This window comes from Pontibacter mangrovi, assembly GCF_006385705.1.
Lineage (GTDB): Bacteria > Bacteroidota > Bacteroidia > Cytophagales > Hymenobacteraceae > Pontibacter > Pontibacter mangrovi.
In genome coordinates, this window is sequence record NZ_VFRQ01000015.1 from 82,928 (window position 1) to 92,608 (window position 9,681).

The window sequence follows — 9,681 nt, forward strand, 5'->3', positions numbered from 1 at the left end:
AGTCCCTGACACTTTCCTTGAGGTATGAAAGCCTTTGCTTTATGTTACCGCTAAAAGGATTTCTTCTCGACATACTCCAAGTCCTTGTTCATGACCGTTTTCCAGTTCTTTATCAAAAGTCCATGGGGGTTGTTCTCTGTGCGCGGCACTTCCTCAAGATCCCCCTCTGTGACAAGAAGTCTTTTCATCACAGAGGTCTCCCGCTCAATGCGCTGTGTGGCGTAGTAGGTAAAGTGCCTGTTTTCGTCCACTTTAACGCTATCGGTTTTGATCGTCAAAACCGCAGAGCTCGCCAGGATCTGGTTGTAATAGCCCTTCTCCTTCAGGTTGTTGTATTGTGCCAGACCGGACTCATCCACCAGGTACATGGCCTTGGAGATGTTATTCTTGATGTAGGCGTCATCTGGAGGTAGCGTGAAGAAGAGCAGGTGAAACATGTTCACGTGCGACTTGTACTCTACTGTCCGGTTTACCCCCAGCTCGGTCTGCTCCACCAAGAGCGGCACCGAGTGGTCAATCACATAAATCTTCTTCCTCTGCTCCTCGGCATAACGAAAGGCAAAGGCGCAAACCGTACCTACTATAATGATGGAGGAGATAAAGCTGCCGATACTCACGGCAAATGCCAGCTTCATTTTCTTTTCGAGGTTGTTTATCATAGCAAGCGCTTTTTAGTTTATTTTAAAATTCCTCCGGCCGCCTTCGCAGCTCCTCCTGCCATTGTACCAATGGCATTACCCACACCCGTGGTGTGCACGATCCAGGTGGAAATAATGGGAATGGTCAGCATGGCCAATCCTCCCACAATCAAGGAGACGATGTAGAAACTGATGCCGCCCGAGGGGAAGGAAACGTAGGCAATGAACATCTCTTCGTTGCCCAGTACTGCCTTCAGGATATCTATTTCCTTCATCAACCCATACTTGACCAGTACAAAGGAGATGGACATAATGATATAGCCCAGTCCCGAGTACAGCCCTACGGAAATATAGCGGGCAATCCAGGCCAGGTAGGAGTCCCGAAAGCCCGGCAGCACGCTAAGGGCAAAGGAGAAGGGGCCCAGGATCACCAGAATGCCTGCAAAGATGATCTGCAGGAAATAGATAATGTAGGAGCATACCTGAAAGATGCTGATCACAATCCACTCCACCACCATCATCGCCGTAAAGTGCAGCTTGGCCATCAGCATCAGGTAATAGCCTTTCATTTTGTTAAACAGGGGTTGCAGGTCAATCCCCATCGTTTCGTACCAGCTCGCGTCACTGGCCTCACTCTCAATACGCTCAAACTCGGCGCTGCTCTCAGAGAGCTTCCGGGCCACACTGTCCACCAGCGCGAGGCGTTCCCTGTGCAAATCCTCCACCTGGTCTACTTGCGCGCCGTACATGCCTTTTGCCTGATCATTGACTAGCTGCAGCGGCAGGTTCACCGCGTCGATAAATCCTGGCCAGAAAACAATCACCAGTGTCAGGGCGAAAGGACGCAGCAAAGGCATGATGCGAAGCGTTTCATCCCCGGCCATCATTTTGTAAGCCTCCAGGCCGAAGTACAGCAGCATGCTGATGGCGCAAAGCGCCTGCGCATCATACAGGAAAACACTCACCAAATCCTGTATATTGAGAAAGAGCCCGTCGAACAGGTCAAATATGGCTTTATCGATCAATTCACGCATGGCATCAGTCGGTTAGGTCCTGACTCGTTTTAAAGAGAGAAATGAGCCGCCTGAAATCATTCCTCAATGCTGTAAGCTCCCCGATGTATACCCGCAGCTGCTCCCCCTTTTTGGCATCGTCCAGGTAAGCGTCCAGGATTATCTCGATGTCGGCGTTGATTCTATCCCGCTCGGCATGGATGGCCAAAATATAATCTGCCTGCACCCCGGCCTGCACCGCCTCAGCATTCATCCCCAATAGGGCTGTGTTAAGTTCATCAATCTTCTTTTTATAAAGGAGGTGGTATCCCTTATTCAGGGACCTGTCGGCAAACTTGAACATCTCCTGCTCATATACCTGGCTTATTGCTTCCTCCTGCGCCTGGGCCTTCACCCTGTTCTGGTTCAGCAAAGCCATGGTAGGGGCAAGCTGCAGCATGTTCCGCCTGTCAGGCCCTTTCCTGTACTTGTTATGAAACAGAATAAAGTACCATTTCGGGTTGAACTTTCCCCAACGAGTAACAACCTCCCGCTCCAGTTGGTACCTTGTGTTTTTACTATTAACTGGCTGCACGCCTTGCCCTAGAGCATCTGTAAAGAGGCCAGGAAGCAGGGCCAGGCATAAAGTGGGTACAATTATTGAATTCATAGCCATAGAGATAATTTACTTCTTGATTGCCTTGTACTCATCCATCAGGGAGCGGATGATCGCCTGGCTGTTGTCAGGATAGGCAAGTCCCATCGGGTTCATGGTCTTCAAAAGTCCCGCGTACTTGGCCACACGCATCTTTCGGGTAATGGAATAGGCTAGGCCCCGCATCACCCGCAGCTCGTCCACCACGTGGCGGATAAGGGTGAGCCTGTCGGCATTGTTCATCAGGTTCACATCCGTGCCGATGACAGCCACCTGGTAGATATAGGTAAACAGATCGGATGTACGGTTGAGCAGCTCCAGCTCTGTCTTGGCGGCAATCAGGAGCAACTCGTTATCACCGCGCGCCAGTTCCATCATTTGGTTTTGGTAGTGGCCTATGTCTGCGGCAATTTGGGAGGCATAAATAATATTTTTACTCTGCCCGATAATGGATTGAACGGATTTGAGAGAGTTGTACATCTTTTCCTCCAGCTCTTTGATCTGCGTCATCTTCAGGCTGATGGTCGTCTGCAGGGCCGCAATCTTTCCTTCGTTTTCCTTAATGTCGTTTAAGGCCGCCTGCTGGGCCGTATGATTCACAACAAGTGTGGAGACGACCGCCGGGTCAAAAACAACCTGCTGGGCTAGTACATGACCTGTTAGCAGGCTCATGAAGCTAAGCGTGTAGAGGTACTTTTTCATAGCTGCGTTGCAAAATCAGTTGAACAAATTCATTTAGCTTGAGCCCCGAGGCCCTGAAGTCTGCGACAAACCTTTCCAGGGCTTCCCTGAAATCCCCATACTTGCTCAGGTACACTTGCATGGCCTCTTTTTCCTGGCGCTCGGTGGTGAAGGTCAGGTACTCTTCCAGCGACACCTCCACGCCGTACACCTCACCGGAAGCCCCGCGCTTGATGTAGACTTCCTTGAAGCGGCCCCGCCCCTCTTTGTTGTCGAGGCTGTTGATGGTAAATATCTTCTTGCGCTCCACCTCATTGATAGAGAGCAGCGCGGCGATCTCATCGAAATTGTCCTTGAACTTGGTCTGGTCCAACAGGCAGATGGTATCGGAGTTGTTGATGACGGAGTTCTTAACCACAACATTGCCGATGATATCATCCAGCTCCTGTGTCACGACCACGGCCTCTCCCCAGAATTTGCGAACCGTTTTATAGACGTAGAGGATATAGCCGGCCATCAGCGGAGAGGCAATGGCCTTCCAGGCCTCCTCAATGATGAGCGCCTTACGGTTCTTCTTGTGGCGCATCTTCTGAAGGAACACATCCATGATAATCAGGGTGGTGATCGGGAAAAGAATCTTATGCTCCTTGATGGCATCTATTTCAAAGACAATGAAGGGTTCATCGAACAGGGTGGTATCCATCTCGTTGTTCAGGATCTGCCCATACGCCTCCCCTTTGCAGAACTTCTTGAGGATAAAGCGATAACTGGTCAGGTCAAAGTCAATGGACTCTTTTTGCGTGATCTCGTCGATCTTTCTGATGGAGAAGTCATAGAAGGACTGGAAGGAAAGATAGCTGCTCTCCAAGCCGTTTTCAAAGTAGTATTGGTAATAGGAAGTGATAACGGAAGAGAGGACACTGTCCTCAATTTGGCTGACAGTGCCCTCGGCACCTTTCCAGAGCAGGCCCACCAATGACTTGAGAAACTCCCGCTTCTCCTCGTTGAATTCGGCAGCAGAGATCCGGAAGGGGTTCATCGTAATAGGCTGCTCTTCGGAGTAGGTAATGTAGCGGCCCCTGTAGTAGGCACACAGCCCAGAATAACTGTGCCCGGTATCCACCAAAATAACATCTGTGTCCTGCAGGGCATACTGCCGGATCAGGTGGTTCATGAAAAATGACTTCCCCGCTCCCGAAGGCCCCAACACGAACTTGTTACGGTTATTCATCCGGCCTGAGAAGATGGGCGCATCACTTGTGTCAATCGTGATAGGAATCCCCTGTCGGTCCGTGAAGTATACCTGAAAGCTGGATGACTCACTTTGCAGCAAACGTTCTTTAAAAAGCAGACATAAGGCCGCGTCTGAAGTAGTCAAAAATTTATCATATACTTTAAGCTCCGAACTATTGCCGGGCAAGGCACACCGGAATAGTTCGAGTTGGTTATATGCGTTTCGGGAGGGAATAATACCAATGGAAAACAAAGCGCTTTCCAGATAGTTAGCGGCACGGTCTATCTCCTTTTCTCTGGCTGAAAGCAGCACGCTGTAGTGTCCGTACACGAGCAGCTGGTTATCCTTGGCGATATCGGCCATCACCTGATCAATATCCTGCACACTCAGATCATTGGCCGGGTCAGGCATGGAGAGGTGTTTCTTTCTTTTGGCCTGCAGCCTGGCCAATTCATGGCGCTGATCAGGGATTTGGATCACCTGGTTGTACACCAGGCAGTCACAACCTGGCACCTGGTGCAGAAAATGCATCAGGTCTACCGGGAGGCTGTACCCTATGTGAAGCGCTGTGTTTGGCTTAAGATTGGACGGAAAGTTGATCTCATCTATGTCCACAAGCGAGATACATCGGATAACGCTGTCACCAACTTGCAGGCCTTCCTCTGAGGCAAGGAGGTTATTGAGCGCATAAACCTCATCGGAAAAGTTGAAGGCAAGAATGCGGGAAATAAACTTCTTCACCTCTATCTCTTTCAGAGCATAGGGCTTGAAAGACCTGCTCTCCAGTATGTCCAGCACTTTGGCAACGTTCCGCTGGAATGCTTTGAAGTCTTTCTCGTCATATGTAAAGAAGCTGGAGCGCCGCACGTCCCTTGTTATAGTCAGGTATGTAGAAACATCCAGGTACTCTCTTCCTGCAAATGCCTCCTGAAATTTCTGACTCAGGAGATCATCCGTTTGCTTCGGCACATAGCGCTTCCTGGCTAGTATGTCCGTTTTCTGAAGGGTGTAGCCTGCGCCTAGAATTTTAACGATGTTGGCAAAGGTCTGGTGGAAGAGATAGTATGCCTCCACGTCTGCACAGTACTGCAGGGCTGGATTTTGTACTTTGATGATAACCGAATAGTCTCCGCGCTCATGATATAGAATATCATGGGCATGACGGTCTATGCCAATGTATGGCAGACCAAACCGCTGCTTTTTCATGGCTAAGAAAAGTGATGACGTTAAAATTGTGCTGCCAGGGCCAGACTCCTATCTTCGTGCAGAGCGCCTCCATTGTGCGGGCATGATGTATACCCCTTTGGACTTCGTTTTATGATGCAACCCTTTCTTCTGCTGCATAGCCGTAAACCCCATACCGCCGAAAGTCACGACCACCAAGGCTACCAGACCTGAAAAGAAGTTGAGCGAAACAGATAAGACAACTGCCGCAAAGAAGCCAGTTAGAACGGAGGCCAGGCCCCAGTAGATATATCTACCTTTCAAGGACTTAAATACAAGGGGTTTTTGCAGCCCCTTGTAGACATTAAATCCTCTGTTAGCTTCAGGAGCCACGGCTTACAAGCCGAAGAAGGCTTTGATCACCACCCCCACCACCATCAGGAATACACAGGACCCCATCCACCCCATGACAGCCTTTTGTGTGTCCTGGTCTCCGGAGTTCCACTTGATGTACACCCTAACTCCCCCAATCAGGCCAACAATAGCTCCGATGACCAGGATTAGGTTGCCTACAGGGTCAATGTAAGTTTGGAGTTCAGAGGCTCCGGCATCAATGCCTCCGGCCCCTTGAGCAAAGGAAGATGGGACAGCGAGGACTACCAATACGAGCATAGCAAGTAACTTTTTCATAATCTCTGTCATTGAGTTAAAAATTTATGAAGAAAAAGGTATTGCGTTTGAAAGTCGCCTGGCGTTCTGAAGGAACTCCTCTAGGGGTATCCCCTGCCCTATCACGGGCATGGCGACACTATTCTCAGAGGCCGTCTGGTGCGCAAAGGCATGCCCGTCGGCTGTAACAGGATATTCTTGGAGACCGCTATCCAAGGGTTGCTCCTCCTGCTCGTAATCCTCATAATCCTCCTCGAATTCTTCCTCCAGGTAATCCTCGTCCACAATGTCTTGGGGTGCCTCTGTAGTGTCTACTAAATCTGAAACACTGTACTGCGCCACCATATCTGCGGCTACGCCTTTTGCATTTCGAAGGTACAGGTCAAATAACAGGTTACCTGCATAATAAAGCACATAGAGTACTGCTACCGTAGCAAAGAAAACGCCCCAAGACATAGCTATATAATTTAAGTTAAAACATCAATTTACAAACTAGACATTCCTACTTTAAATATATAATCGATATGAAATACGGTTTTATACTTATACGTATATTTTAAGATTAGATTATTTATTTATATACTTTTTTACCTAATGTTATAGATTCAGCTTAGTTCAAGAACTTGTTATCCGTTCTATCTCGGAGCCTTTGGATCTCCTCTTTATGCTCTTCAATAAATTTGGCAAACAGGTAGCTTGCCAGCACATTGATTTTGATCCCTCCTTTTTTCTTCAGCAGGTCTAGCACTTCGTGTATATGCACGTCCACATAAACTGTTTTGGAGGTAAAGGTAAACTCATCCTTCGCACTATCGAGCTCAGCAAGCAGTTGTTCAAAGCTCAAACCTGACGCTGCTTTACCCGAAGCCTTTGCAGCTGTCTTTTTCGAGGAAGGCGCCTCCTGCTTTTTGCCTGCTGTAGCGGTAGAAGAAGCCTTAGGCTTTTCACCTTTTTTGCCCGATTTTGAAACTGCGGGCGCCATCTCTTCTTTTTCCTCAGGAACTGGTTGAACAGCTTTCTCTTCTGCGTTTTTCTGCTGAGGAGCCTGTCCTATGCTTTGCTTAAAGCTCTTGATGTCAAACCCTTTGTTACCTGCTGTAGCCATGAATAATATACGTTATTTAATTAAAATGTTTCAATTATTGAATATTAATATAAATTTTATTTAAAGAATCTTCTATATTGTCTCTAAATACTCATTATATATATACCCAAAAGAATTATCGAGCACCCCTCGAATATCCGAAGAGATCGATACGGTATCTATGCGTTGAAATCCTACACGGTCTGGCAGCGCCGGAGCCACAGTGCCGAACTGCGCCAGCTGCTCATCCACGGCAGCTTTCAATTCATAGTTCACGGAGGACTTCAGGCGGTTTGGCAGGAACACAATCCTTACCTGCGGGTTAACGTGCTTGGCCACCTGAACAAAGAACATGGTGGACTCAAAAGTCATTTTTTCATAGGAAAACGGACAGACGATTACTTCAGCATCCTGGTATACAGCAATAAGCTCGTTCGTGTCCAGCCTGCCAGGCATGTCCATAATAACATGCCCCCCTTGCAGACTGTCAATATGCACCTTGTATTTCGGGTACTCCTCTACCTCCATCTTGATAACCTCGTACAGTGGGTCATTGGCATACAGCTCCTTCTCCTTCTCCCATCTGGAGTAGATGGAGTCCTGAAAGTCCATATCCAGGATGATTACATTGTCCTTTTTCTCCAAGGCCAGATAGTTAGCCAGCAGTATACAGGTGGTGGACTTGCCTACCCCTCCTTTTTGGTTTGCTACTACAATTTTCATGTATTAATCGTCTATGTATATTATCGTTTTCGTTGATTCTTTCTCTTCCTATTCTCTCCCTGATCAGGTCCGAGGTTCGACTCCATAAGGTAAAGCATAGAAGCTGCCAGTTGACCGATGGCCCCGGAAGACTGGGTCCATGCGTCCTGCAGCCTTTCCTCTCTCGCCCGATCACTACCCTTATCGAGCTCAACAACCTTCACAGCATGAAATTCAGGCCTCTCTTTTGTCAGATCTACCCAGGCATATACCTGTTTCTGCTGATGATCAACCAGGAAGTGCTTTCCGTCTGAATGAGCGATGCTCCAGCCGCAACTGTCCAGGATTTCCTGCAGCGGCCTGCCGCTGGCAAGGCCGCTGTGCAGCTTGGCGGCCACCACCTCCTTCTCCAGAGGGTCAGAAGCCTTCGCAACCGACAGATCCGACTGCTTTACAAAAAACAGCCTGGAAAGCAGCTTTATATCCTTATCGCTCGCCACGGTGTACTGCCGTGCCTCCTGCAGCCTTTCCTGGTAAAGCAGCTCCCTGACACGGGCCTTATCAAGCATCAGAACAGGGATGCTGCCTTCTTCATCTCCCTTGATGCGGATCTCTCCCTTTTTGTTGATCAGGAGCCCAGTTGCCTCCAGCTGTCTCTTGAAGCCGGTGTAGCACAGCCCCCTGTCTGCAGAAAGCTTGGCTATAAGCTCCCGTCCAGCCTGTATTTTATCTTCTCTGTTAACACCAGAAAGCAGCTCATCGAGCTTCATCACCTGGGAACCCTTTAGCACCTGTTTGCTGGCATGGTCGAGAATCGTGTAGCCATAGGGAGTGCTCTTCCCCTTTGCCTGGTGCACCACCAGCTCTATCCCGAACTTTTCCTTTAATAGCCCGGAGAACTGCTCCACCGTTAGGCCTCGTTTATACTTGCGGAATATGGCTTTCAGCTGCCCTACACGCGCATTTGGTGCTTTATACTTTGCTATCCTGTCAGCAACTTCTTTCCTTGCAAAGGCATGCACCATTGAACCGTACTTAATGAACTGGTACTGCCCCTCCTTCTCCGTGACCTTCACGCCTTCCCTTTCGAGCAGTAACTTAAACTGAGCTTCAGAGGAAAATCCATATGCCAGCGTTTTAGTCAAGTATGCTTTTACCTCGTATGCCACATCCTGCATCAGAATCTCCTGCATCACTTTCTGAGACCTTACGTTTTCATACTTGTCGTTTACCTTCTTCCCCTCTTTGCTTACCCTGGTAGACACCATGTGTACATGGTTGTGCGCAGTATCTGAATGAAAGTAGATAAGGTAGGGGTTGTCATGGTACCCCATGCGCTGGAGGTATTCCTCCGCGATTTCCAGGAGTTCCTCCGCACTCTTCTCCCTTCCCTTACAGGAAATAATGGCATGGAACTGGGACTTTAGCACTGACTCGTTTGTGTTTGCCACCAACGTCATGTACCTGATGTAATCCTCCTGCTTCAGGCTTCCCGCAGCCAGGTTCAAGAAACCGAAGTTCTCAGCCTTGAGCAGCTGAGCTGCACCCTGTGCTCTTTTCTCTTCATTGTAAACAACGCCATTGAACCCGGCAGCGGCAGAAAGGATTTTCACGATCATAGCCCACTCATTAACGCTTCAAAAATATAACAAATAATAACTTTTGCATAAAAGCTACTATATATTATTTAACAATTTTAAACTATTACATTTTAGTTAATAGTTATTATTTTTTATTTATAACATAAAGCTTAATATTTAACAGTTAAGACTTATTAATTCTTACTTATTAATTCTTACTTATTAATTCTTACTTATTAATTCTTACTTATTAATTCTTACTTATTAATTCTTACTTATTAA

General features: G+C 48.0%; 11 protein-coding genes. All 11 read right to left on the reverse strand.

Going from position 1 to position 9,681, the window contains the following annotated elements; all coding sequences use genetic code 11:
• Positions 1-50: 50 nt before the first annotated feature.
• A complete protein-coding gene (gene traK / locus FJM65_RS19370) occupies positions 51-659 on the reverse strand; it encodes a conjugative transposon protein TraK (protein WP_007661352.1) in 609 nt (202 codons plus the stop codon).
• Between the two features lie 17 nt (positions 660-676).
• Positions 677-1,672 (reverse strand): plasmid transfer protein, encoded by a 996-nt coding sequence (locus FJM65_RS19375; RefSeq protein WP_140455364.1) that lies wholly within the window; start codon positions 1,670-1,672, stop codon positions 677-679.
• 4 nt (positions 1,673-1,676) lie between these two features.
• Positions 1,677-2,300: a hypothetical protein gene (locus FJM65_RS19380; RefSeq protein WP_140623712.1), complete on the reverse strand. Its 624-nt coding sequence runs from the start codon at positions 2,298-2,300 to the stop codon at positions 1,677-1,679.
• Between the two features lie 15 nt (positions 2,301-2,315).
• On the reverse strand, positions 2,316-2,987 hold the full coding sequence (locus FJM65_RS19385) for a plasmid transfer protein (protein ID WP_140455366.1): 672 nt from the start codon (positions 2,985-2,987) through the stop codon (positions 2,316-2,318).
• The gene (locus FJM65_RS19390) at positions 2,962-5,406 is read right to left on the reverse strand and encodes a TraG family conjugative transposon ATPase (RefSeq protein ID WP_140455367.1); all 2,445 of its coding nucleotides are present in this window, start codon (positions 5,404-5,406) and stop codon (positions 2,962-2,964) included. Before FJM65_RS19390 ends, FJM65_RS19385 begins: the two co-directional genes overlap by 26 nt.
• A 48-nt stretch (positions 5,407-5,454) precedes the next feature.
• The gene (locus FJM65_RS19395) at positions 5,455-5,757 is read right to left on the reverse strand and encodes a DUF4133 domain-containing protein (protein WP_140455368.1); all 303 of its coding nucleotides are present in this window, start codon (positions 5,755-5,757) and stop codon (positions 5,455-5,457) included.
• A 3-nt stretch (positions 5,758-5,760) separates the two neighbouring features.
• Complete coding sequence (locus tag FJM65_RS19400) at positions 5,761-6,054, reverse strand: DUF4134 domain-containing protein (RefSeq protein ID WP_025603778.1); 294 nt, start codon at positions 6,052-6,054, stop codon at positions 5,761-5,763.
• Between the two features lie 24 nt (positions 6,055-6,078).
• The gene (locus FJM65_RS19405) at positions 6,079-6,489 is read right to left on the reverse strand and encodes a hypothetical protein (protein ID WP_140455369.1); all 411 of its coding nucleotides are present in this window, start codon (positions 6,487-6,489) and stop codon (positions 6,079-6,081) included.
• Positions 6,490-6,643: 154 nt separating this feature from the next.
• A complete protein-coding gene (locus FJM65_RS19410) occupies positions 6,644-7,138 on the reverse strand; it encodes a hypothetical protein (protein WP_140455370.1) in 495 nt (164 codons plus the stop codon).
• A gap of 72 nt (positions 7,139-7,210) precedes the next feature.
• Positions 7,211-7,840, reverse strand: coding sequence for a ParA family protein (locus tag FJM65_RS19415; protein ID WP_018480016.1), 630 nt, complete (start codon positions 7,838-7,840; stop codon positions 7,211-7,213).
• Positions 7,841-7,860: 20 nt separating this feature from the next.
• The gene (locus FJM65_RS19420) at positions 7,861-9,438 is read right to left on the reverse strand and encodes a relaxase/mobilization nuclease domain-containing protein (RefSeq protein ID WP_140455371.1); all 1,578 of its coding nucleotides are present in this window, start codon (positions 9,436-9,438) and stop codon (positions 7,861-7,863) included.
• Between the last annotated feature and the right edge of the window lie 243 nt (positions 9,439-9,681).